This is a genomic window from Rhodocyclaceae bacterium, assembly GCA_020248265.1.
Classification (GTDB): domain Bacteria; phylum Pseudomonadota; class Gammaproteobacteria; order Burkholderiales; family CAIKXV01; genus CAIKXV01.
In genome coordinates, this window is record JADCHX010000011.1 from 233,826 (window position 1) to 258,239 (window position 24,414).

General features: G+C 68.6%; 21 protein-coding genes. 18 read left to right on the forward strand and 3 right to left on the reverse strand.

Annotated elements, in window-relative coordinates:
- Positions 1 to 38 precede the first annotated feature (38 nt).
- The 15 genes from ING98_12075 to ING98_12145 all read left to right on the forward strand — a co-directional run bounded on the left by ING98_12075 (position 39) and on the right by ING98_12145 (position 15,366).
- A complete protein-coding gene (locus ING98_12075; protein ID MCA3102605.1) occupies positions 39 to 1,028 on the forward strand; it encodes a tripartite tricarboxylate transporter substrate binding protein in 990 nt (329 codons plus the stop codon).
- 97 nt (positions 1,029 to 1,125) lie between these two features.
- Positions 1,126 to 2,118, forward strand: coding sequence for a tripartite tricarboxylate transporter substrate binding protein (locus ING98_12080; protein ID MCA3102606.1), 993 nt, complete (start codon positions 1,126 to 1,128; stop codon positions 2,116 to 2,118).
- Positions 2,119 to 2,174: 56 nt separating this feature from the next.
- Positions 2,175 to 2,639 (forward strand): VOC family protein, encoded by a 465-nt coding sequence (locus tag ING98_12085; GenBank protein MCA3102607.1) that lies wholly within the window; start codon positions 2,175 to 2,177, stop codon positions 2,637 to 2,639.
- Entirely contained in the window at positions 2,636 to 4,294 is a 1,659-nt protein-coding gene (locus ING98_12090) for an amidase (GenBank protein ID MCA3102608.1), read from the forward strand. Before ING98_12085 ends, ING98_12090 begins: the two co-directional genes overlap by 4 nt.
- 2 nt (positions 4,295 to 4,296) lie before the next feature.
- Positions 4,297 to 5,280 carry a tripartite tricarboxylate transporter substrate binding protein gene (locus tag ING98_12095; GenBank protein ID MCA3102609.1) on the forward strand — a complete coding sequence of 328 codons (984 nt, stop codon included), beginning with the start codon at positions 4,297 to 4,299 and terminating at the stop codon, positions 5,278 to 5,280.
- Between the two features lie 126 nt (positions 5,281 to 5,406).
- Positions 5,407 to 6,393 (forward strand): tripartite tricarboxylate transporter substrate binding protein, encoded by a 987-nt coding sequence (locus ING98_12100; GenBank protein MCA3102610.1) that lies wholly within the window; start codon positions 5,407 to 5,409, stop codon positions 6,391 to 6,393.
- Positions 6,394 to 6,397: 4 nt separating this feature from the next.
- A complete protein-coding gene (locus ING98_12105; GenBank protein MCA3102611.1) occupies positions 6,398 to 6,715 on the forward strand; it encodes a nitrile hydratase subunit beta in 318 nt (105 codons plus the stop codon).
- 35 nt (positions 6,716 to 6,750) lie between these two features.
- The gene (locus ING98_12110; protein MCA3102612.1) at positions 6,751 to 7,029 is read left to right on the forward strand and encodes a nitrile hydratase subunit beta; all 279 of its coding nucleotides are present in this window, start codon (positions 6,751 to 6,753) and stop codon (positions 7,027 to 7,029) included.
- Complete coding sequence (locus ING98_12115) at positions 7,026 to 7,685, forward strand: nitrile hydratase subunit alpha (protein MCA3102613.1); 660 nt, start codon at positions 7,026 to 7,028, stop codon at positions 7,683 to 7,685. The genes ING98_12110 and ING98_12115 overlap by 4 nt, the downstream gene beginning before the upstream one ends.
- Before the next feature lie 91 nt (positions 7,686 to 7,776).
- Positions 7,777 to 8,988 (forward strand): molybdopterin molybdotransferase MoeA, encoded by a 1,212-nt coding sequence (locus ING98_12120; GenBank protein MCA3102614.1) that lies wholly within the window; start codon positions 7,777 to 7,779, stop codon positions 8,986 to 8,988.
- A 30-nt stretch (positions 8,989 to 9,018) separates the two neighbouring features.
- Positions 9,019 to 10,965, forward strand: a complete 1,947-nt coding sequence (locus tag ING98_12125; GenBank protein MCA3102615.1) for a molybdopterin biosynthesis protein — start codon at positions 9,019 to 9,021, stop codon at positions 10,963 to 10,965.
- A 245-nt stretch (positions 10,966 to 11,210) separates the two neighbouring features.
- Positions 11,211 to 12,275 (forward strand): isocitrate/isopropylmalate dehydrogenase family protein, encoded by a 1,065-nt coding sequence (locus ING98_12130; GenBank protein ID MCA3102616.1) that lies wholly within the window; start codon positions 11,211 to 11,213, stop codon positions 12,273 to 12,275.
- A gap of 15 nt (positions 12,276 to 12,290) precedes the next feature.
- Entirely contained in the window at positions 12,291 to 12,947 is a 657-nt protein-coding gene (locus ING98_12135; GenBank protein ID MCA3102617.1) for an arylsulfatase, read from the forward strand.
- A 197-nt stretch (positions 12,948 to 13,144) separates the two neighbouring features.
- Entirely contained in the window at positions 13,145 to 14,116 is a 972-nt protein-coding gene (locus ING98_12140) for a tripartite tricarboxylate transporter substrate binding protein (protein ID MCA3102618.1), read from the forward strand.
- A gap of 131 nt (positions 14,117 to 14,247) precedes the next feature.
- Positions 14,248 to 15,366 carry an MFS transporter gene (locus tag ING98_12145; GenBank protein ID MCA3102619.1) on the forward strand — a complete coding sequence of 373 codons (1,119 nt, stop codon included), beginning with the start codon at positions 14,248 to 14,250 and terminating at the stop codon, positions 15,364 to 15,366.
- Between the two features lie 16 nt (positions 15,367 to 15,382).
- On the opposite strand, the gene ING98_12150 is transcribed toward ING98_12145, so the two are convergent.
- Positions 15,383 to 15,943, reverse strand: a complete 561-nt coding sequence (locus ING98_12150; GenBank protein MCA3102620.1) for a DUF4124 domain-containing protein — start codon at positions 15,941 to 15,943, stop codon at positions 15,383 to 15,385.
- Positions 15,944 to 16,138: 195 nt separating this feature from the next.
- On the opposite strand from ING98_12150, the gene dnaE reads away from it, so the two are divergent.
- The 3 genes from dnaE (at position 16,139) to ING98_12165 (ending at position 20,481) form a co-directional block, all read left to right on the forward strand.
- Entirely contained in the window at positions 16,139 to 19,693 is a 3,555-nt protein-coding gene (dnaE, locus tag ING98_12155; GenBank protein ID MCA3102621.1) for a DNA polymerase III subunit alpha, read from the forward strand.
- A gap of 40 nt (positions 19,694 to 19,733) precedes the next feature.
- Entirely contained in the window at positions 19,734 to 20,180 is a 447-nt protein-coding gene (locus ING98_12160) for a WbuC family cupin fold metalloprotein (GenBank protein ID MCA3102622.1), read from the forward strand.
- 67 nt (positions 20,181 to 20,247) lie between these two features.
- A complete protein-coding gene (locus ING98_12165) occupies positions 20,248 to 20,481 on the forward strand; it encodes a hypothetical protein (protein ID MCA3102623.1) in 234 nt (77 codons plus the stop codon).
- A gap of 25 nt (positions 20,482 to 20,506) precedes the next feature.
- Here ING98_12165 and ING98_12170 read toward each other — a convergent pair whose 3' ends face one another.
- Both ING98_12170 and metG read right to left on the reverse strand, forming a co-directional pair.
- Entirely contained in the window at positions 20,507 to 22,171 is a 1,665-nt protein-coding gene (locus ING98_12170) for an STAS domain-containing protein (protein MCA3102624.1), read from the reverse strand.
- A gap of 5 nt (positions 22,172 to 22,176) precedes the next feature.
- A complete protein-coding gene (gene metG, locus ING98_12175) occupies positions 22,177 to 24,345 on the reverse strand; it encodes a methionine--tRNA ligase (protein ID MCA3102625.1) in 2,169 nt (722 codons plus the stop codon).
- Between the last annotated feature and the right edge of the window lie 69 nt (positions 24,346 to 24,414).

The following is a 24,414-nucleotide window of genomic DNA, read 5'->3' on the forward strand; positions in this document are numbered from 1 at the left end:
GGCCTGTGGTCGCTGGATGTCTTCAGAAGGAGATGGCAATGCGGTTCATCCTGCGGGCAGCCCTCGCTGCACAGTCGCTGGTCATGGTCGCCGGATCGTTCGCGGGGGGAGTCGCCCGGGCGGCCGAGTTTCCGCTGAAACCGATCCGGATCATCGTGCCGTTCGCCGCGGGCGGGCCAGTCGATGTCCTCGGCCGTGCCGCCGCCGCTCAGATGTCGGCCTCGTTCGGCCAGAACGTGCTGCTCGACAACCGGCCCGGGGCCAGCGGCATCGTCGGCATGGAACTGGTCGCCAAGGCGCCGGCGGATGGTTACACGATGCTTCTGACCTCGGGCAACTTCACGGCCCTGCCTGCGTTCACCCGGACGCTTCCCTATGATCCGCTGCGTGACTTCGCTCCGATCGGCAGCGTCGCGCGCATCCCGGGCTTTCTGCTGGCGGTTCATCCCTCGTTGCCGGTGCGCTCGGTAAAGGAACTCGTCGCGCTTGCCAGGGCCTATCCCCAGAAACTCAATTACGGATCCTCCGGCACCGGCGGTGTGCAGCATCTGGCGATGGCGCTGTTCAATCTTGCGACCGGAACGCGGATGACCCATGTGCTGTACAAGGGGGCGCCGCCGCTGTCGATCGACCTGATGAGCGGGCAGATCGAGACCGCGTTCGTGGTACCTGCCGGCGCGCTGGAGTTCGTTCGTACCGGTCGCATGCGGGCGATCGGCTTCAGCGGTGGAAAACGCTGGGCGCGCCTGCCCGATGTCCCGACGATCGACGAGGCCGGCGTGCCCGCGTTCGAGTACTTCACCTGGTACGGGTTCTGGTACCCGGCCGGCGTGGCCCCGGAACTCATCGATCGCGTGCACGGCGAGATCGGGCGTACGGTTGCATCAGCCGACGTGCGCAAGCGTTTCGACGACCTCGGCTTCGAGCCGTTCGCGTCGGAGCGGCCCTCCGAGTTCGCGCGTTTCGTGCAGGCTGACCTGGCGGCGATGAAGAAGCTCGCGAGCCGGATCGGAGCCGTGCCGGAGTAGCCGTGCCGGCGCGCGGCCGACGCCGTACGCGTTGAATGCTTGTATTCTGGCGCGGGACGGTCGCCAGTCGGCGGCTGCTGCGCATCCGGAGGCGGTATTGGTCCATTCACATCGAGCGCTGCTGCGGGCAGCGGTCATCACGTCTGTCGCGGGCATCGCGATCGTCTCCGCATCGCTTCCGGCGTGGGCGCAGGCCTGGCCGGCCAAGCCGGTGCGGGTGATCGTTCCCTATCCACCCGGCGATACCGCCGACACCATCGTCCGCTTGATCGCGCAGAAGATCACCGAGCGTATCGGGCAGCCGCTGCTGGTCGACAACCGCGCCGGTGCCAGCGGCCAGCTCGGGCTCGAGCTGGCATCCCGGGCGGCGCCGGACGGCTACACCGTAGCGGTCGGCCAGGCAGGCAATGTCGCGGTCGCCCCGCATGCATACCGCAAGCTGGGCTACGACCCGCAGCGCGATTTCGCGCCGGTGGCGCTGGTGGCGATGAATTACCTCGCACTGGTGGTGCAGCCGTCGGCGCCCTACCGCACGGTGGCCGAGATGGTCGCCTGGGCGAAAGCCAACCCGGGCAGGCTGACCTTCGGGTCGAACGGGGAGGGGGGCTTTCCGCACCTGTCCTTCGAACTGCTGCGGGTACAGGCCGGCTTCACCTACCTGCACGTGCCCTACAAGGGCGCGGCGCAGATCGTGAACGACCTGCTGGGCGGGCAGGTCGACGCGGCGATGGCCAGCTATACGTCGATGGTGCCGTTCGCGCGTGCGGGCAAGCTGCGCATGCTGGCCATCACCAACCCGGTACGGATGAACTCTGCGCCGGACATGCCGACGGTCGCCGATGCGGTGCCGGGCTATTCGTCGCAGGGCTGGTTCGGTTTCCTTGCGCCGTCGGGCACGCCACGCGCCATCGTGCTGCGGCTGAACGAGGAAATCAATCGAGCGGTGAATCAGCCGGACGTGGCCGAGCGCATGACCGGCGCGGGCCTGGAGATCATCGCCGAACCTCCGGACGCATTTGCAGCACTGATCCGGCGTGAACTCGACAAGTACGCGAAGCTCACGAAGGCCATCGGCTTCAAGCCGATGTGACGGCCGTGCAACGACCCTGAACCAGGGAGGGAACCATGACCATCGCCCCGGCCCCGATGCGCATCCTGCGCCTCGACCATGTCGTGCTCAGGGTGCACGACCTCGCGCGTGCAGAGGCCTTCTACCGCAGCCTGCTGGGCGCTGCGGTCGAGCGCCGGATCGACAAGCCGATCGTCCTGGTGCAGCTGCGTATCGGCGAGGCGCTGCTCGACCTGGTACCGGGCCGCATGCCGGCACCCGGTGACGACGGCGCCGGCGACAACATGGAACACTTCTGCCTGCGGGTCGACCCGTTCGATCCCGATGCGATCACCGCGCACATCCTCGCGTGCGGCGGCCAGCCTGAACCGAAGCGCGAGCTCTACGGCGCGGACGGCTTCGGCTGGTCGATCTACCTGCGCGACCCGGAAGGCAACAGGGTCGAACTGAAGGGGCCGCCGACCAGGCAGCTCGGGCGCACCGGAAGACCCGGTGCAGGCACTCGCACTGCTGTGGGCCGTGCGCCAGGGGCCTGCCCATGAGTGACGGGCTGCATACCCTCACGCTCGCCGAGCTGGCGCGCCGGATCGAGTCGCGCCAACTGTCCCCGGTCGAGCTCGCCGGCGCACTGCTCGCCCGCATCGAGTCGCTCGACGGGCAGGTCAATGCATTCATCACCCGCACGGCGGAGCTCGCGATGGCTCGTGCGCGGCAGGCGGAGGCAGAGATCTCCGCCGGCACCTACCGGGGGCCGATGCACGGCATGCCGTACGCGCTGAAGGACATCTTCGAGACGGCGGGCGTGCTCACCTCCGGCCATTCGCGCATCTGCATCGACCATGTGCCGGCGCGCGACGGCTTCGCGGTGGCCAGGCTGCATGCGGCCGGCGCGGTGCTGCTCGGCAAGCTCGCGACGCACGAGTTCGCCCATGGCGGACCGTCCTTCGACCTGCCGTGGCCACCCGCTCGCAACCCGTGGAACCTCGAACACATCACCGGCGGCTCGAGCAGTGGCCCTGGCGCGGCCGTCGCCGCGGGCTTCGCCCCGGGCGCGCTCGGCAGCGATACCGGCGGCTCGATCCGCACGCCCTCGGCGCTGTGTGGCCTGGCCGGGCTCAAGCCCACCTATGGGCTGGTGAGCCGGAGCGGCGTGCTGCCGAATTCATGGTCGTTCGATCATTGCGGCCCGATGGCCTGGACCACCGAGGACTGCGCGATCCTGCTGCAGGTGATCGCCGGCCACGACGCGGCCGATCCGGCCAGCGCCGATCGCTCGATCCCCGACTACCGGGCCGCGCTGCGCGGCGACGACCTGCGCGGCATCCGGGTGGGCGTGCCGCGCCATCTGTGGGAAGAGGACGTCGATACCCCGGCCGAACTCGTGCGTGCGACCGAGGCATCGATCGATGTGCTGCGTTCGCTCGGTGCGACCGTCGAGGACGTGCGCATGCATCCGGCGCAGGTGTACCACGACGTGAAGACGGTGATCTCGCTGTCGGAGCTTTTCTCGATCTACCGCGACTCGCTCGTGGCGCGGCCGGGCGATTTCGGCGAGGACTTCCTCGGGCGCGGTGGCCTGGCTGGCGCGCTGTTCCAGGCATCCGACTACATGCTCGCGCAGCGCGTGCGGCGCGGCCTGCTCGAGGCCGCGCTGCCGCTGTATGAACGGTTCGACGTGCTGGTCACTCCCGGTGCCGGTCCGGCACCGCGGCTCGATGCGCACCGCACGGTGTCGTTCTGGGAGAAGCCCTCGCTGTTCTCCCCGTTCAGCGTGTTCGGCAATCCGGCGCTGATCGTGTGCTGCGGATTCGCCGGCAACGGCCTGCCGATGGGGCTGCAGATCGGCGGGCGCCCGTTCGACGAGTGCACCGTGCTGCGCGTCGGCCACGCCTACGAACAGGCGACCGGCTGGCGTGCGCGACGGCCGGCGCTGGTGCCCGGGTCTGCGCGGCCACCGGTGCGGCTGGCGCCACCGGCGCTGCTGGACGACCGTGTGGTGACCGCTGCCGTGCGCGCGGCCACCGGGGCATTGGCCAGCCAGGCGGGCCTCGTGCTCGACGAGCGCCAGTTCGACCTGCTGCTGCGCGCTGCGCCGCATGCGTTCGCGATGATCCGCCGCATTCGTGAGCCGCTCGCACGGGCCGCCGAGCCGGCGAACACCTTCCGCTTCGACCGTTGCACGTTGCCAGGAGACTGAAGATGCCTTTCGATGCCCGACAGGCGGTGCCGTTGTTGTGCGCCGCGGCTGCATGTTCGCTGTCCCTGCAGGCCCTCGCGCAGGGCACCTATCCGAACCGTCCGATCCGCGTGATCGTTCCGTTCGGCACCGGCAGCGTCACCGACGTGATCGCGCGCGTGACGATGCCGGCGCTGTCCGATGCGCTCGGCCAGCCGATCCTGGTCGACAACCGGCCCGGCGGTGGCGGCAACCCCGGGACGGATCTCGGCGTGAAGGCGGTACCCGACGGCCATACGCTGATCCTCAGTTCGGCCAGCACGCTGGCGGTGAACGGCTTCCTGTTCAGCAATATGCCCTACGACATGGCCACTGCGTTCGCACCGATCACCCAGATCAACGCGGTCACCAATGTGCTGGTGGTGAGCCCGCTGCTGCCGGTGAAGAGCGTGCCGGAACTGATCGCCCATGCGAAGGCCAACCCGGGGAAGCTGTCGTATGGCTCCGCCGGCGCAGGTGGCACGATCCACCTGGCGGCCGAGATGTTCAAGGCGCTGACCGGGACGCAGATGGAACACATCGTCTACAAGGCGAGCCCGATCGCGCACATCGACCTGTTCAGCGGGCAGATCCAGCTGATGTTCGATGGCCTGCCGCCGTCGATCGGCCACATCAAGGCCGGCAAGCTGCGCGCGCTGGCGGTCACCCCGGCGAAGCGCTCCGCGCTGCTGCCCGACCTGCCGACGATGGCTGAAGCCGGAGTTCCTGGCTACAACGTGCAGGGATGGAACGGATTCGTCGGCCCGGCCGGCCTGCCGCGCGCGATCGTCGAGCGGTTGAACCGCGAGACGGTCGCGGTGCTGCGCCGTGACGTGGTGCGCCAGCGGCTGCTCGAGCTCGGCGCCGAACCGGTGGGCAATACGCCCGAGGAATTCGGTGCGCACCTGCGCGCAGAGCGCGAACTCTGGGGCAAGCTGATCCGCAGGATCGGACTCAAGCTCGACTGACCGATCCGCAGGATCGGGCACCGTACCCGCGTCGCACCGTTAGAATGGCCGCTCGGTTTCCCCACTGAAAGGCTTTCGATGACCTCGCGCTGCAACCGAACCGACGGCTCCGTCCGCGGCAGGCCCATGGTGCCCTGGCGGGCTCCCGTTGCGCTGGCTGCCAGCGCCGCGGCGATCGCCGCAGCCATCGGTGCGTCGCCGCTGCGTGCGGCAGAGGCATTTCCGGTCAAGCCGGTACGCTTCATCGTTCCGTTCGCCGCCGGCGGTGCGGCCGACGTGATGGCGCGAACCATCGGCGCCCAGTTCAGCCAGGCCTGGGGCCAGACAACCATCGTCGACAACCGCACCGGCGCCGGCGGGCTGATCGCCGCCGAACTCACTGTGCGTGCCGGCGCGGACGGCTATACGCTGATGCTCGCGGAACCGGCGCTGGCAAGCCTGCCGTCGCTGTACAGCAAGCTGCCGATCGACGTGCTGCGCGATTTCACGCCGCTGGGTGGCATCGCGACGGCGCCGCAGGTAGTGACCGTGTCCAACGCGGTCGCCGGCAAGGGAGCACAGGATCTGATCGCGTTCGCGCGCGCCAACCCGGGCAAGGTGAACTTCGGCTCGCCCGGACGCGGTACCACTGGCGACCTCAGCGGAGAACTGCTGCGGATGATGGGCAAGTTCGAGTTCACGGTGATTCCATACAAGGGTGCGGTGCCAGCGCTGGCAGCGCTGGCCGGCGGCGAAGTGACCCTGACGGCGAGCAGCATGCTCGCCGCCATGCCGCTGGTGCGCGCGGGCAAGATGCGCGCGATCGGCACCACCGGGCCGAAGCGGCACAGCCTGACACCGGAGATCCCGACCATGGCCGAGCAGGGGTTGCCTGGCTACCAGATCATGCAGTGGTGGGGACTGGTCTCGCCGCGCGGCACGCCGAAGCCGGTGGTGTCGACCATCAACGCGGCGATCGGCCGGTCGCTGGGAACCGCCGAGCTGAAAGACCGCCTGGCTGCGCTCTTCGCGGAACCGTGGCCGAGCAGCCCCGAGGCTTTCGGCGCGTTCCTGAAAGCCGAGATCGACTCGCTCGGCAAGATCATCCGTACCGCCGGTATCAAGGCAGAATAGCGGCATGAGCAAGAACGTCCACGACATGGGTGGCGACCCGGCCGGCCCGATCGAGCGGGCCGAGCATGCCCGCACCCTGTTCGACCAGCGGGTCGACGCGATGCTGCGCCTGCTCGCCCATCCGCAGAAAGGGTATTTCACCGTCGATGCGATGCGCCGGTCGATCGAATCGCTCGACCCGCAGGCCTACCACGGCCTCGCCTACTACGAGCGCTGGATACGCGCGGTGCGCGAACTGGCGATCGAACGTGGCCTCGTCAGCCAGACCGCGCTCGAGCAGCGGATGGCCGCCATCGCCGCGCAGCGCGTGGTGAAGCCGTGAGCCGGCCACCGCTCGCCGCGGGCGTGGTGGTCAAGGTGGGCACCGCCGATCCGTCTACCCATTGCCGGACGCCGCGTTACCTGCGCGGCAAACATGGCGTGGTGGTGCGCGCGCTCGGCTGCTATCCGAATCCGGAAGCGCTCGCCTACCACAAGCCCGGGCTGCCGCCGGTCACGCTCTACCAGGTCGAGTTCGACGCGGCCGAGGTCTGGGGCGAGCTGCTGCGCGAGGCTCCCTACCGCATCATGGCGGACATCTTCGAACACTGGCTCGAACCGGCGCTGCCGGACGGCAGGCAAGGGAACACGGCATGAGCAGGCACGACCACGGCGACCATGCGCATCCCGAACACGATGCCGGCGATCCGCACGCACCGGTCGATGACCTCGACCACTACCAGCCCGAGTCGCTGCTGATGGAACAGGCCCTGCGCGAACTGCTGGTCGAGCAGGGCGTGTTCAGCGCCGAGGACATCCAGCGCCAGATCGACCTCACCGAATCGCGTACGCCGGCGCTGGGCGCCCGCATCATCGCCCGCGCGTGGCTCGACGATGCCTTCCGCACGGCACTGCTCGCCGAGGCGAAGCCGGCGCTGGGCCGTGCCTTCGAGCTCGACCTCGCGAACACGCCTGAACTCACCGTGCTCGAGAACACGCAGGCGGTCCACCACGTCGTCTGTTGCACGCTCTGCTCATGCTATCCGCGCAACATCCTCGGCATCCCCCCGGCCTGGTACAAGAGCCGCGAGTACCGTTCGCGCGTGGTGATCGAGCCGCGTGCCGTGCTGAAGGAATTCGGTACCGAGCTGCCGGCGCAGCGCGAGATCCGCGTGGTCGACTCGACCGCCGACATGCGCTACCTCGTGATCCCGTTGCGCCCGCCGGGCACCGAGGGCTGGGACGAAGAGCGGCTCGCCGCGCTGGTGACCCGCGACAGCATGATCGGCGTGGCGCAGGCGCTGGTGCCCTGATGCCCGCGATCGCCGTGCGCATCGCCGTGCGTGTCGCCGTGCATGTCGCCCGGCAGCGCAGCCGATGACCCATCCGGGGGAGGATGTTCGCATGCGCGGCTTTTCCGCGCGTGCCACCGTCGAGGCTGCGCTGGCCTGGATCGACGCGCATGCGCGGCAACTCGGCCCGGAGACGGCTGCACTCGACGCGTTGCACGGGCGCGTACTGGCGGCGGACCTGCACGCGACGATCGACGTGCCGCCGTTCGACCGCTCGGCGATGGACGGCTATGCCTTGCGCGGTGCCGAGACCAATGGTGCCGGCGACTACAACCCGCTGTCGTTCGCGATCGTCGGCCAGGCGCTGCCGGGCCGGCCGTTCGAGGGCGTGGTAGCGGCCGGCTGCGCGGTGCGCATCATGACTGGTGCGCCGATGCCGGCTGGCGCCGATGCGGTGGTGCCTGCCGAATACGCGACCGAGCGCGACGGCCAGGTCGAGGTCACCGCGCCGCTCGCACCCGGCCGGCATGTCGGACGCCGCGCGGAGGATGTCGCAGCCGGTGCGTTGCTGCTCGCTGCCGGACGCCGCCTGCGTGCGCAGGACGTCGGGCTGATCGCCTCGATCGGACTTGACCGCGCGACGGTCGTGCGGCGGCCCACCGTGCGCATCGTGGTCACTGGCGATGAACTCGCGGTGCCGGGTGCCGCCAAGGGCCTGCACCAGATCTACGATGCCAACTCGAGCATGCTGCACGGACTGGTGCGCCGCGACGGTGGCATGCCCGCGCCGGTGCTTCGGGTGGCCGACCGGCGCGAGTCTGTGCGCGAGGCGATTCTCGCGCCCGGGGTTGATGTCGTGCTGGTGTCCGGAGGGTCCAGCGTTGGCAGCGAAGACCATGCGCCTGGCCTCCTCGCGGAGGCGGGGGAGCTCGCCGTGCACGGTGTCGCGATGCGGCCCTCGAGCCCGGCGGGGTTCGGTCGCGTCGGAGACACGCTGGTGTTCCTGTTGCCCGGCAACCCGGTGTCCTGCCTGTGCGCTTACGACTTCTTCGCCGGACGCGCGCTGCGCATCCTCGGCGGTCGCGCGCCGGCATGGCCGCACGCCGTGCGGCGCGCAGTGCTCACGCGCAAGATCGCCTCTCAGGTCGGACGGGTCGACTACTGCAGGGTAAGGCTCGGCGATGACGGGGCCGAACCGCTCGCGCTGAGCGGCGCCTCGATCCTCTCGTCGACCACTCGGGCCGATGGTTTCGTGATCGTCCCCGGGGACAGCGAAGGGCAGGCGGCAGGCACGGCCGTCGACGTGTACCTTTATGAATCCTGATCACCGCGGCCCGTAGACGGCCTGGATCGAATGCCAGACAAGAAACCAAGGCCTGGCGTGCGCAGTGCCGCCCGCCAGGAACAGTTCCTGGAAGTCATCACCCGCGATGAAGCCACCGATCGTTTCCGGCGCCATCTCGTGCTGGCGCCGCTGGGCCGCGAGACGGTGCCGCTCGCGCTGGCACGACAGCGCGTGCTGGCCTCCACCATCGTCTCGCCGGTCGACGTGCCGGCGTTCGACCGCTCGAACGTCGATGGTTTCGCGCTCGTTGCCGCCGATACCTTTGGCGCGATGGAAGAGAGCCCGCGTGCGCTCGCGCTCAACGCGGAAGTCATCGAGCCGGGACGCGTCCCCGCCGAGTCGGTCGCCCGCGGGCGGGCGTCGATCATCGCCACAGGCGGCATGTTGCCGCGCGGGGCGGACGCGGTGATCATGGTCGAGCAGACCGAAGCGACCGACGACGGTGGCGTTGAATGCCGCCACTCGGTGCCTCCCGGACAGAACGTGACCTTCGCCGGCACCGACATCGCGCGCGGCGAGACCGTGCTGCGCCAGGGCCAGCGGCTTACCTCGCGCGAGATCGGCGTGCTGGCCGCGATCGGGCTGGCCGAGGTCGAGGTGTGGCGCCGGCCGCGGGTGGCGATCGTGTCCACCGGCAACGAGATCGTCGCGCCGGGTTCGCCGGCGCGGCCGGGTGCGGTGTTCGACTCCAATGCCGCGATCATCGGCGCGGCGGTCGAGGAACTCGGCGGCGAGGCTATCCAGCTGGGCATTGTCGAGGACGACGATGCCCAGCTCGAGGCGGTGCTCGCGCGCGGGATGGCTGCGGACATGGTGATCCTGTCCGGCGGCACCTCGAAGGGTGCGGGCGACCTGTCGTACCGGGTGGTCAGCCGGCTCGGCAATCCGGGCATCGTCGCGCATGGCGTCGCGCTGAAGCCCGGCAAACCGGTCTGCCTGGCGGTGACCGACGGCAAGCCGGTGGTGATCCTGCCCGGCTTCCCGACCTCGGCGATCTTCACCTTCCACGAGTTCGTCGCGCCGGTGCTGCGCGCGTTCGGCGGACTGCCCGCACAGCGCCGGCAGTCGGTGCAGGCGCGGCTGCCCCTGCGCGTGAACTCCGAGCGCGGCCGCACCGAGTACCTGCTGGTGGGCCTGTTCGAGACCGATGGCGGCACTGTCGCCTATCCGATGGGCAAGGGTTCGGGGTCGGTCACCTCATTCAGCCATGCCGACGGTTTCGTGACCATCGGGCAGCACCAGGAGATCGTCGACGCTGACACCCCGGTCGAAGTGCAGTTGCTGGGCGAGGGGCTGGCGGCGCCCGGGCTGGTCGCGATCGGCAGCCACTGTGCCGGACTCGACTGGCTGCTCGGCGAACTGCAGGCACGCGGCACCACCACCCGGGCGATGCATGTCGGCAGCATGGGCGGGCTGGCGGCGGCCAGGCGAGGGGAGTGCGACATCGCCGGCATCCACCTGATGGACCCGGCCACCGGCCGCTACAACAGCCACCTGCTCGATGACCGGCTGATGCTGGTCGAAGGCTACCGGCGCCTGCAGGGGCTGGTGTTCCGCCGTGGCGATGCGCGTTTCGAAGGCCGCCCGCTCGCCGATGCCGTCGCGGCTGCACTGGCAGATCCCGACTGCACGCTGGTCAACCGCAACGCCGGCAGCGGCACGCGCGTGCTGGTCGACCGGTTGCTGGACGGCCGGCAGCCGCCGGGCTACGGCGTGCAGACGAAGTCGCACAACGCCGTTGCGGCGTCTGTTGCGCAGTGCCGCGCCGACTGGGGCATCGCGATCGACACCGTCGCTGGGCAGTACGGGCTCGGCTTCATCCCGTTGCAGGAAGAGCACTACGATTTCGTGGTGCCAAAGGCGCGCGCGGAGCGGCCATCGGTGAAGGCGTTCATCGCACTGCTGCACGACCCGGTAGCGCGCGCGCGGCTGCAGTCGATGGGCTTGCGCCTGTAGCCGCACGCGCCCGTGGTGCCCCGGGCACCGCTTCCGGCTGGCAGCCATCCGGGCCGCGGCCATGGCTGGCCTGAGCCCGGTACGGCATGCGATCATCGGCAGTTTCCTGGGCCGGCGCGTGTTGTCGGCCGATACCCCCCCTCCGCCGGGCATTCGCGCAACGGATGCGCGCTGCGCGCACCGGGGGGAACCGATGCATCCTGCGAACGGATGCACCGCGGGACCGAGGCACTGAGGAGAAGGCAATGAAACTGCTGGTTCTGCCGGGCGACGGCATCGGCCCCGAGATCACCGATGCGACGCTTGCCGTCTGCAACGCGGCCGACGCTCGATTCGGCCTCGGCCTGAAGTACGACCACGACCTGATCGGCTTTCCCGCGCTCGAGAAGTTCAAGTCGACGTTCCCGGACCATGTGCGCGCGAAGGTCGCCCACTGCGACGGCGTGATCCTCGGGCCGGTATCGCATCTCGACTACCCGCCCCGCGACCAGGGCGGCATCAACCCGTCGGGCGAGTTCCGCGTGAAGTGGGACCTCTACGCGAACATCCGCCCGGCGAAGAGCCGGATGGGCCTGTCGCGCGTCGGCGTGCCGATGGACCTGATCATCGTGCGCCAGTGCACCGAGGGCTTCTACGCCGACCGCAACATGTTCATGGGCGTGGGCGAGTTCATGCCGACGCCCGACATCGCGATCGCCGTGCGCAAGATCACCGCCGAGGCCTCGCGCAAGATCGCCGTCGTGTCGTTCGAACTGGCGCGCGGACGCCGCAAGAAAGTCACGATCGTGCACAAGCACAACGTGATGAAGATGTCAGACGGGCTCTGGCTGCGCGAGGCGCGCGCGGTGGCGAAGGATTACCCGGATGTCGAGGTGGAGGAGAAGATCGTCGACGCGATGGCCGCGCTGCTGGTGCGCGATCCGTCGAAGTTCGACGTGGTGATGGCCGAGAACATGTTCGGCGACATCCTGTCCGATGAAGCGGGCGAACTGTCCGGCAGCCTCGGGCTGGCCGGCTCGACCAACCAGGGCGACGACTTCTGCGTGGCCCAGGCACAGCACGGCTCGGCGCCGGACATCGCCGGCAAGGGCATTGCGAACCCGACCTCGCTGATCCTCTCTGCCGGTATGCTGTTCGACTGGTACGGCCGGCGCACTGGCAGCGCGAAGCTGGTCGACGCCGCGGCGGCGATGGAACGTGCGATCGACTCGGTGATCGTCGATCCCAAGCGCCGCACCGGCGACCTCGGCGGGCCGCTCGGCACCGCCGCCTTCACCGCGGAAGTGGTGCAGGCCTTGGCCAACGCCTGAACGGGACGTAACAGAATGACTCTTCGCATCGGACTCATCCACGCGACGCCACTGGCGGTCGCCCCGATCAACGACGCGCTGCGCGCCGGCCTGCCCGGCGCGCAGCCGATGAACCTGCTCGACGATTCGCTCGCGTTCGACCGCGCGGCGCCCGGCGGCATGGAGGTCGATTTCGCGCCGCGCTTCCGGACGCTTGCCGACTACTGCATCGCGCAGAACGTCGACGGCATCATCTACACCTGCTCGGCGTTCGGCGAAGCGATCGATGCGGTGCGCCGGAATGCACCGCTGCCGATGCTCAAGCCGAACGAAGCGATGGTCGAGGAGGCGGTTGCGACGGCGATGCCAATCGTCGTGCTCGCCACCTTCGCGCCCAGCATCCCGTCGATGGAAGTTGATTTCCGCGAGGCGATCGGCCCCGGCGGGCGGATGGCGGAACTGATCGGCGTGCATGTCCCCGATGCGCAGCGCCTGCTCGGCGAAGGCGATGCGGCGGCGCATGACCGGCTGATCGCCGAGGCGGCGCTGCGCTACAGAGGGCGTGGCCGGCTGTTGCTGTCGCAGTTCTCGATGGCGCGCGCCGCGGCGGCGGTCGAGGCGGCGACTGGCGAGAAGCCGCTCACCAGCCCCGAGAGCGCCGTGGCCAAGATGAAGCGCATCCTGCGCGGCTGAGCGCAGCGGGCCCCGCTTCGGGGCGCTGTGGGCGCCATCGCCGGGACGCGCGGGGCTGTTGCATTACGTTCATCCACCGCTGATACACTCGCGCCCGAGTTGCTGTCTGCCCTGTCAACCGGGAGCCCGAGATGAACCTGCAATCACGCTGTTCGCAATCCGTTTCCAGCCAACCGGCATCGCCGGCTCGGCAGCCCTTGCTGGCTGCCCTGACCCTGGCCCTGGCCGCCGCACTGCCGGTCCTGTTTGCCGGTCCGGCGGCTGCCGCGGCCGCCTTCCCGCAGAAGCCGGTACGCATCATCGTGCCGTTCCCGCCGGGCGGCGGCACCGATTTCGTCACGCGCGTGATCCAGCAGCCGCTGTCCGATCAGCTCGGGCAGCCCGTTCTGATCGACAACCGGGGCGGCGCACAGGGCGTGGTCGGCACGCAGATCGGCGCTCGCTCGGCGAACGATGGCTACACGCTGGTGATCGCCGAGATCGGCGCGACGGCGATCGCACCGCCGATGAGCCCGAAGCCGCCGTTCGACGCGATACGCGACTTCGTTCCGGTCGGGATGCTGGTCGAGCAGCCGTACCTGATGAGCATCCACCCGTCGGTGCCGGCGAAGACCCTCGCCGAATTCGTCAAGCTGGTGCAGGCCAATCCGGGCAAGTACAACTTCGGATCCGGCAATGCGACTGCGCATGTCACACAGGAAGTCTTCTACGCGACCGCGAATCTGAAGATGACGCATATCCCCTATCGCGGCTCCGGCCCGTCGATGGCTGCGCTGCTGGCCAACGAGGTGCAGGTGATCTTCTCCGGCCCCACGGCTGCCATGCCGCAGATCAAGGCGGGCAAGGTACGGCCGCTCGGTGTCACTTCGCCCAGGCGCTCGAACGAACTGCCGGATGTCCCGACGATGGGCGAGGCCGGCTACAAGGGCTTCGAGATCCGCGGCTGGTACGGCCTGATGGCACCGGCGGGCACGCCCAGGCCGGTGGTGATGCGCCTGAACGAAGCTGTCAACAAGGTGCTTTCCGGCGGGCCGGCTGCGCAGACCCTGAAAGACCGCGGCTTCGACCCGACGCCGATGTCGCCGGACGAGTTCGGCAAGTACCTGCGCGCCGAGGTCGCGCGCTGGGCGAAGGCGGTGCGGCAGTACGACGTCAAGTCTACCGACTGAGCGGTCGGCCCCTGCGCTTGCGGGCTGGCCGGAGGGCAGGCGGCGGGTACAGACGCGGCACCCCCTAAGCTGAGACAATCCGGCGTCACTCCTCACGGGATCGTGTCCGCCGCAGCGCAGCGGGCGAAGCCATGTACCTGCTCGCTTTTGTCACGATGATCGTCCAGGGCTCCCAGATGGGGAGCCGGGTGCTGGCTACGCTGTTCGCGCTGGAATTGCAGACGAGCAAGTGGACGATCGGCCTGCTGATCGCCGCTTACTCGTTCCTGCCACTGCTGCTGGCGATCTACGCCGGGCGCGTGGCCGACCGGCTGGGCACTCGCAAGCCGATGCTCTTCGGTATCGCCTCGATGACGGTCGGGCTGATCGTTCCTTTCGTGTTCCCGACGCTGGTCGCGCTGTTCGCCTCGGCGATGATGGTGGGGCTCGGGTTCGCGTTCTACAACGTTTCGACGCAGAGTCTGGCCGGGCAGTACGGCCCGAAGGAGGAGCGCACGCGCAATTTCGCGACGCTGTCGCTCGGCTATTCGGCGTCGAACCTGATCGGGCCGGTGAGCACCGGCTACCTGATCGAGTGGTACGGGCATTCACGGGCCTCGGGCCTGCTCGCCTGTTCGATGTTCTTCGCGCTCGTGGTGCTCTACTTCAGCCGTTCGCTCAACACCACGCCGGCGTCCGGCCGGTCGGGCAAGCCGGGTAGTTCGTTCGACCTGCTGTCGAATCCGGAACTGCGGAAGATCCTGATCGCCAGCGCGCTGATCGTGACTGGCTGGGACCTGTTCACGTTCTATGTGCCGATCTACGGCTACAACATCAATCTGTCCCCGGCCGAGATCGGCAAGATCCTCGGGGCGTTCGCGATCGGCGGTTTCGTGATGCGGGCCTGCCTGGGGCCGCTGACCACCCGCTTCCGGGTGCGCCCGGTGCTGATGACCGCGATGTTCTTCGGCGCGGCGATCTACGTGGTGTTCCCGTATATCGAGAACTATTCGCTGCTGCTGTTCTTCGCGTTCCTGGTCGGCGGTGCGCTCGGTACCGGGCAGCCGTTGACCCTCGCGATGGTGTTCAACCGTTCGCCGGAAGGGCGGGGCGGCGAAGTGACGGGCCTGAGGCTCGCGATCAACAACATGACCCATGTGCTGGTGCCGACAGGGGCAGGATTCCTCGGCACCATGGTCGGGGTTGCGCCCGTCTTCCTGCTCGCCTCCGCGTTCCTGGTGATCGGCGGCTTGATGAGCCGGCGCGCGTGACCGCGCGCGCGACCCGCTACTGGACCTCGCGCAGCCGGTTCTGCGCTTCTGCCAGCCGCTTCTTCGCAGCCTCGACGGCGGCCTCCAGGCGCTGCACCCGTTCGAGGTACTGGTCGGTCGGGCGGCTGCGTACGCCGCCGATGCCCTGCCGGTCGCCGGGCTGGTCGGTCTCCTGGCCCGCGACCAGGGCCTTCTGTGCGGCGTCGAGGTCGCGCTCGGCGGCATTGACCGCATCCCTCGCCTGCTGGCGCTGGGCTTCCCGGGCCTGCTGGCGCTGCCGGAACTCCTCGTTCTGGCGAGCGGTCTCGGCCCGCTTCGCCTCGGCCGCCGCATTCGGCGCGGCGGCACTGCCAGCACCTGCGGGCCGGTCGACCACGACCTTCGGCGTGACGTCGACCTTGTCGACCGAGACCGCCCCCGGAATCGGTTCCTGCGAATAGGTCACACGCCCGGTCGAATCGACCGACTTGAAGATCGGCTGGGCGTGCGCTACCGCCGCGGCCAGCAGGGTGCAGGCGATCGCGCTGGTGGCGAGCGGGCGCAGGTGGCGCCTGGATGACGGCAAGTCGGTGGACATGGAATCGCTCTCTTCCTGGTGCATGCTGGCGGATGCCGGGGATGTTGCCGCAGTATTGAACGCCCGGCCGGTACGGTACGGTGCCGCCATGGACGGTAACAGCCTGTCGGCAGAGTCTGGGCCGGTTACGGGGGATTTTCAATCGTCTGCCGGTCGCGCGTAAAATGATCGGCCATCACGCGACGCCTGCCCCGAATGCCCCAGCCTGCCTTTGTCCATCTGCGCCTGCACAGCGAGTATTCGGTCAGCGACGGCCTGCTGCAGCCAGATGCGGTGCTCGAACGCGCGAAGGCACTGGGCATGCCGGCGCTGGCGATCACCGATTCGGCGAATCTGTTCGGCCTGATCAAGTTCTACCGCGCGGCGATGTCGCTCGGCGTGAAACCGATCGCCGGGGTGGACATGGTAGTCACCCAGGAAGCAGACCGCGACCGGGCGATGCGCATGCTGCTGCTCTGCCAGTCGCCAGCCGGGTACCGGCGGCTGTGCGAACTGGTCACCCGCGCCTATCGCGAGAACCAGCATCGCGGCCGGCCTGAGCTGCGTCGCGAATGGCTGGATGGCGAGGGTGCCGACGGCCTGATCGCGTTCTCCGGTGCACGCAAGGGTGAGATCGGTGCGGCACTGCTCGGCGGCAACGTGGCGCTGGCCGAGTCGCTGGCCAACGAGTGGGCGGCCCGGTTCCCCGGCCGTTTCTACCTCGAGTTGCAGCGTGCCGGCCATGCGGACGATGAGCCGCAGCTGCGCGCAGCCGCCTCGCTGGCGGCGCGGCTCGGCCTGCCGGTGGTGGCGACCCATCCGGTCCAGTTCCTCGATCCGGACGACTTCAAGGCACATGAAGCCCGGGTCTGCATCGCGGAGGGCTATTCGCTCGGCGACCAGCGGCGGCCGAAGGATTTCACCGCCGACCAGTACCTGCTGCCTGCCGAGGAGATGGCCCGGCGCTTCGCCGACCTGCCTTCGGCGCTGGACAACACGGTCGAGGTGGCTAAGCGCTGCAACCTCGAGCTCACGCTGGGCAAGACGCACCTGCCGCGATTTCCGACGCCCGACGGGGTGAGCCTCGACGAGTTCCTGCGCATGGAAGCCGAACGCGGGCTCGAAACGCGCATGCAGCTGCTCTACCCGGATGCCGAAGCGCGCGAGCGCGAGATGCCGCGCTATCGCGAGCGGCTCTCGTTCGAGATCGCCACCATCGTCAAGATGGGTTTCCCCGGCTATTTCCTGATCGTCGCCGACTTCATCAACTGGGCGAAGCAGAACCGGGTGCCGGTCGGCCCGGGCCGGGGTTCGGGGGCCGGGTCGCTGGTCGCGTATTCGCTGTGCATCACAGACCTCGATCCGCTGCGCTACAACCTGCTGTTCGAACGCTTCCTGAACCCGGAGCGGGTATCGATGCCCGACTTCGACATCGACTTCTGCCAGGAGGGCCGCGACAGGGTCATCAGCTACGTGCGCCAGAAGTACGGCGCGCAGAGCGTGTCGCAGATCGTCACGTTCGGCACGATGGCCGCACGTGCGGTGGTACGCGACGCGGGACGGGCGCTCGATCTGCCGTTCCTGTTCTGCGATGCGATCGCCAAGCTTATCCCGTTCCAGCCGGGCAAGCTGGTGACGCTGCGCCGGCGCGAAGGCGAGGGCGACTCCGGCGTGATCTACGCGCGCGAAGTCGAGCCGCAGATCGAGGCACGCGAACAGGCCGAGGAGGAAGTGGCCGAACTGCTTGCGCTCGGCGAGCGCCTGGAGGGCGTCGTGCGAAACGTCGGCATGCACGCCGGCGGCGTACTGATCGCCCCCGGCAAGCTGACCGATTTCTGCCCGTTGTACATGGCGGCCGGCACCGAGGCGGCGGTCAGCCAGTTCGACAAGGACGACGTCGAGGCGGTCGGGCTGGTCAAGTTCGATTTCCTCGGGCTGACCACGCTGACCATCCTCGACTGGACCCTCAAGTTCATCGCGCGCATCGACCCGGATGCCGACGTGCGCCTGGACCAGCTGCCGCTCGACGATCCCGAGTCGTACCGGTTGTTCGCGCGCGCGAACACGACGGCGGTGTTCCAGTTCGAATCGCGCGGCATGCGCGACCTGCTCAAGCTCGCGCGTCCGGACCGCTTCGAAGACATCATCGCGCTGGTGGCGCTGTACCGGCCGGGCCCGATGGACCTGATCCCGGAGTTCTGCGACCGCAAGCACGGCCGGCATGAAGTGTCTTACCCCGACCCGCGCGTCGAGGAAGTCCTGTCCGAGACCTACGGCATCATGGTCTACCAGGAGCAGGTGATGCAGATGGCGCAGCGGGTGGGCGGATACTCGCTCGGTGGCGCCGACCTGCTGCGCCGGGCGATGGGCAAGAAGAAGGCCGAGGAGATGGCGCAGCACCGCCAGATCTTCGCCGAAGGCGCAGCGAAATCCGGCATCGACGGCGACCGGGCGAACGAGATGTTCGACCTGATGGAGAAGTTCGCCGGCTACGGGTTCAACAAGTCGCATGCCGCCGCCTATGCGCTGGTGGCCTACCAGACCGCGTGGTTCAAGGTACACCACGCTGCGGCGTTCTTCGCAGCCAACCTCTCGGCGGTGATGGACGATGCCGACAAGGTACGTGCGCTGTGCGAGGACGCGAAGGACAACGGGCTCTCGGTGCTGCCGCCCGACGTGAACAGCGGCGAGTACCGCTTCGTGCCGATCGACCGGCAGACCATCCGCTTCGGGCTGGGCGCGATCAAGGGCACCGGCGAGTCGGCGATCGATGCGATCGCGGCCGCGCGTGCGAAGGCAGGTCCGTTCCGCGACGTGTTCGACCTCTGTGCGCGCGTCGACAAGCGGCTGGTCAACCGGCGGGTGATCGAGGCGCTGGTGCGCTCCGGCGCGTTCGACGGGCTCGACGACCATCGCGCGCGGCAGCTGTCGTGGGTCGGCATCGCGATCGCCGCGGCCGAGCAGCGCGAGCGCAACGCGCAGCAGGTGTCCCTGTTCGGCGCCAGCGAGACCGAGGCGCGTCCGCAGGTCGCGCTGCCCGAACCTGCGCCGTGGGATCGCCGGATGCAGTTGCGCGAAGAGAAGGCGGCGCTCGGTTTCTACTTCTCCGGCCACCCGTACTCGGCCTACCGCGACGAGATCTGCCGCTTCGTGCGTTCGACGCTCGCCACGCTGGCGCCGTCGTCCGGTGGAGGCGGAGGCGGCGAGTACGGTGGCGGCGGTTTCGGCCAGTCTGGCCAGGTGATCGCCGGGGTGGTGGAATCCGTGCGCCAGCTCAAGACACAGAGTTCGAACCGCCTGATCGTGGTCACGCTGTCCGACGGCACGGCGGCCGTCGAGGTCACGCTCTACGGCGAACTGTACGACCAGCACCGAAAGGCGATCGTGGAGGATGCGGTGCTGGTGCTCGAGGTGAAGGTGCGCGACATCCGGCGCGGCGGTGCCGACGGCGAAGCCGGCGAGACCTTTCGCCGGATCTCCGCCGACAAGGTGTACGACCTGACCGCCGCGCGCAACCGCTTTGCGCGCGGGCTGCGGCTGCACTGCAACGGCCAGCTCGCGGCGGCGACGACCGAGGCGAACATCCGCCGTCTGCAGGACCTGCTTGGCCCGCATCGCGAGGGGCCCTGCCCGGTTCAGATACTCTACGACAATGGCCGCGCGACCGTTCCGATCACGCTCGGCGAGCGCTGGAACGTGAACCTGCACGACGAACTGGTCGGCAAGCTGGGCGAGTGGCTGAAGCCTGAGGCGGTGGAGATCGTCTACTGATGGCTGGTCTGTCGTGAGCGCGCGCTGGATCGACGCACCGATGTTCGATGCCCTGTCGGCGCAGGCGCGCGCGTCGGTGCGTCGGCGCAGGAACCTGAACTTCCATCCGGTCAATGACTACCCGAGCAACCGGCTGCTCAACGCGATCGAGCCCGACTCCTACGTGCCGCCGCATCGCCACCTCGACCCGACGAAGGACGAGACACTGTTCGTGCTGCGCGGGTCGATCGGCGTGCTGCTGTTCGACGAACAGGGTGCGGTGACCGACCGTCGTGTGATCGCGGCCGGTGGCGATACCGTCGGCATCGACATCCCGCACGGGGTCATCCATTCCCTCGTCGCGCTCGAACCCGGCACCATCGCATTCGAGGCCAAGGCCGGGCCGTTCGTCGATCGCACGCCGGCCGAACTGCCGTCGTTCGCCCCGGCCGAAGGTTCGCCCGGTGCAGCCGGCTACCTGTCCTGGATGCGCAGCTGCTTCGAGTGATGGGCCCGCTGGCTGCCGCTGCCCTGTTGTCTCGAGCACGCAGTCACGCAGGCATGATTGCCGCATGATGCAGAGACGATCCGTCCATCGCACCGAGGAGGAGGCCGCGGTCGGTCTGGCGGACGTCGTTTCGTTCCACCTGGAACAGCGCCTGCGCGAGCTCGGTGCCGAAGTGGTCTTGGCTCCGAAGTTCACCTCGAATGCGGTGCGGGATGGCTATCTGGTGACCGGCCGGAATCTGCAGTCGAGCGAAGACTGGGCGGCGCAGATCGTGGCCGCGCTGGAGGAGCGGCAGGCCTGAGCGCAATGCCCGTCGACCGGCGGGCTCAGGCCTGGCGGTCTTGCGCGTACCCGACCCGGGCGAGCGCCTCGTCCACCGTCGAGCACAGGTTGTCCCGACCCAGGACGTCCAGGAAACCCGAGCGGGAGAACAGCGAGAGCGGCTGGGCATTGGCGCCCGCGATGAACAACTGCTTGCCGCTGCGCGCCAGCTTGCGCTGCAGCGTGGCGAGCATGTCCAGGCCGGTCGTGTCGACATTGATCAGCTTCTGCATGTCGAGCACCACCACCCGCGCCGGATGCGCGGGTTCGGCCAGCGTCAGCAGCGGCTCGATCTTGTTTGCCGCGCCGAAGAACAGCGATCCGAAGACTTCGAAGATGCGTACCGGGCGCGTGTCGGCCGCCGCATCGGTGCCTGCCGCCGCCAGCCCGTCCGGCAGCGCGAGTTCGCGCACCCGGGTCAGCCCCGACATGCGCGTGATGAAGAAGATCGCCGCCAGCACCAGCCCCGCCTGCACCGCGACGGTCAGGTCGAAGATGACCGTCAGTGCGAACGTCGCGAGCAGCACCGCCTGATAATTGAAGCGGTAGCGCCGCAGTTCCCGGAACTCGCCCCATTCGCCCATGTTCCAGGCAACCACGATCAGGATCGCCGACAGGACGGTGAGCGGGATGTACCGGGCAGCGGGTGCCGCCACCAGCACCACCGCTAGCAGGGTGAGCGCATGCACGATGCCGGCTACTGGCGTGCGCCCGCCCATGCGCACGTTGGTGCTGGTGCGCGCGATGGCACCGGTCGCGCAGAAACCGCCGAACAGTGGCGCGGCCATGTTCGCGAGCCCCTGCGCGACCAGTTCCTGGTTCGGGTCGTGCCGGTCGTCGATCATGTTGTCGGCCACGGTTGCCGAGAGCAGCGATTCGATTGCGCCGAGCAGGGCTATGGCGAACGCCGGGGCGAACAGCGGGCCCAGCTCGGCGAACGAGACCGAAGGCAGCGCGAAGGCTGGCAGGCCGGACGGGATGCCGCCGAAGCGCGAGCCGATGGTCTCGACATCCAGGCCCAGTGTGGCGGCCGCCACCGTGCCTGCGACCAGCGCGACCACCGGGCTGGGCACGCTGCGCCAGCGCCCGGGCCAGAGCACGATCAGCAGCACGCAGGCGATGCCCAGCGCGACGCTCTGCGGGTTGGTCGTCGGCAGCCCGGCCCACAGCGCCTCTACCTTGCCGAAGAATTCGGCGGGCAGCGCCTCGATCTCCAGGCCGAGAAACTCCTTCACCTGCGACAGCAGGATCAGCACCGCGATGCCCTTGGTGAAGCCGCTGATCACCGAGATCGGTATGAAGCGGATCCAGGTGCCCAGCCTGGCCAGGCCCATGGCCAGCAGCATGGCGCCGGCCATCATCGTGCAGATGAGCAGGTTGGCCGCCCCGTACTGGACAACGATGCCGTAGACGATCACGATGAACGCGCCAGTGGGGCCGCCGATCTGCACCCGCGATCCGCCCAGCACCGAGATGACCAGGCCGGCAACGATCGCGGTGACGATACCCGCCGCCGGGCTCATGCCGCTGGCGATCGCGAAGGCCATTGCCAGCGGCAGAGCCAGCACCCCGACGGTCACGCCAGCGACCAGGTCGGTCCCGAAGCGCGGCCCGTCGTATCCGTCGAAGCTGTCCAGCAGCCGCGGACGGAACCGGGTCCAGGCAGCCATGGCCGCTACTTGACCTTCATGCCGGGCAGCGCGCCGTCGTCGGGGGAGAGCAGGAAGATGCCAGGTCCTTCGCCGCTGGCGGCGAGGATCATGCCCTCGGACACGCCGAACTTCATCTTGCGTGGCGCGAGGTTGGCCACCATCACGGTGAGTCGGCCGACCAGCGACTCCGGCGCGTAGGCCGACTTGATGCCGGCAAACACGGTACGCTGCGCACCGCCGAGATCGAGGGTGATCTTCACCAGCTTGTCGGCGCCGTCGACCTGCTCGGCATTCGCGATGCGCGCGATCCGCAGGTCGACGCGTGCGAACTCGTCGATCGTGAGGGTGCCCGGGGCGGCCGCCGCCGAGGGGAGCGCCTTGGCGGGCATGGCGGCCCCGCCCTGCGCCGCAGGCGCTTTTGCCGCCGCGGTCGTCGCCGCAGTGGCAGCATCCGCGACTGCCGAGGCCACCTTGGCCGCGGCACCGGGCATTGTCTCGCGGTTGGCGGCCACGAGTGCCTCGGTCTGCTTTACGTCGACCCGCTGCATCAGGTGCTTGTACGGATGGATCACGTGCCCTGGCGCGAGGATGCTCGTGGCGTCGCCCCACACCAGCGGTGGGATGCACAGGAATGCCTCGACCTCGTGCGCGAGCTTCGGCAGCACCGGCTTCAGGTAAAGAGTCAGCAGGCGGAACAGGTTGAGCGCGGTGCTGCAGACTTCATGCAGCCGCGCTTCCTGGCCAGGCTGCTTCGCGAGTTCCCACGGCTTTTCGTGATCGACGTACTGGTTGGCCCGGTCGGCCAGCGCCATCACCTCGCGCATCGCCTTGCCGTACTCGCGCGCGTCGTAGAGCGACGCGATCGTGGTCCGGGCCGCACGCATGTCATCTAGCAGCGAAGGCGGTGCGCCCGGCGCGACATGCGACATCGTGCCGATGCGCCCGTCGAAGCGCTTGCCGATGAAGCCGGCGCAGCGGCTGGCGATGTTCACGTACTTGCCGACGAGATCGCTGTTCACCCGTGCGCAGAAGTCGGCCAGGTTCAGGTCGATGTCTTCCATCGTCGCGTTCAGCTTGGCCGCGTAGTAGTAGCGCAGCCATTCCGGGTTCAGGCCCTGCTCGATATAGCTCGCGGCGGTGATGAAGGTGCCGCGCGACTTCGACATCTTCTCGCCGTTGACGGTGAGGAAGCCGTGGGCGAATACCTGCGTGGGAGTACGGTAGCCGGCGTGTTCGAGCATCGCCGGCCAGAACAGGGCGTGGAAGTAGAGGATGTCCTTGCCGATGAAGTGGATCAGCTCGGTGTCGTGGCCCGGCTTCAGGAAATGGTCGCGGTCGATAGGGGTACCACCAGCCGGCCACTTGTCGACATGGTTGGCGAAACTGCCGAAATAGCCGACCGGCGCGTCAAGCCAGACATAGAAAAACTTGGCGCCCAGGGTGCCCGGTATCGGGAAGCCGAAGTAGGGCGCATCGCGGGAGATGTCCCAGTCGGCCAGCTTCGACTCGCCGGGCTCACCCAGCCACTCCAGCATCTTGTTCGCCGCCTCCGGCTGCAGGTGGCCGGCCTGCTGGGTGTAGCTGCGAAGGAAGGCTTCGCAGCGCGGGTCGGACAACCGGAAGAAGAAGTGCTCTGATTCGCGCCGCACCGGCGTGGCACCCGACACGGTCGAATACGGGTTCACCAGGTCGGTGGGCGAATAGGTAGCGCCGCAAGCCTCGCAGGAGTCCCCGTACTGGTCTTTCGCCGCGCACTTCGGGCACTCGCCCTTGATGTAGCGGTCGGGCAGGAACAGCTCGCGCACCGGGTCGAAGAACTGCTCGACTGGCCGCCGGGCGATCAGGCCTGCCGCCTGCAGCGAACCGTAGATCTCCTCGCAGTAGGCGCGGTTTTCGGGCGAGTTCGTCGTGTAGTAGTTGTCGAAACCGATCCCGAAGGCGTCGAAGTCGCGCTTGTGTTCGTGCCAGACGCGCTCGATCAGCGCCTCCGGGGTGATGCCTTCGCTCTCGGCGCGCAGCATGATCGGCGTGCCGTGGGTGTCGTCGGCGCCGACGTAGTGGATCTCGTGACCCTGCATGCGCTGGAAACGCACCCAGATGTCGGTCTGGATGTATTCGACCAGGTGGCCCAGATGGATGCTGCCATTGGCATAGGGCAGCGCGGAGGTGACCAGGATTCGTCGACGGGACATGCAGCGAAGTCTAGCAGAGCGGAAAGCCGTAAACTCTGCGTCCCCGCGTTTGGGCACGCACGGCGTGCT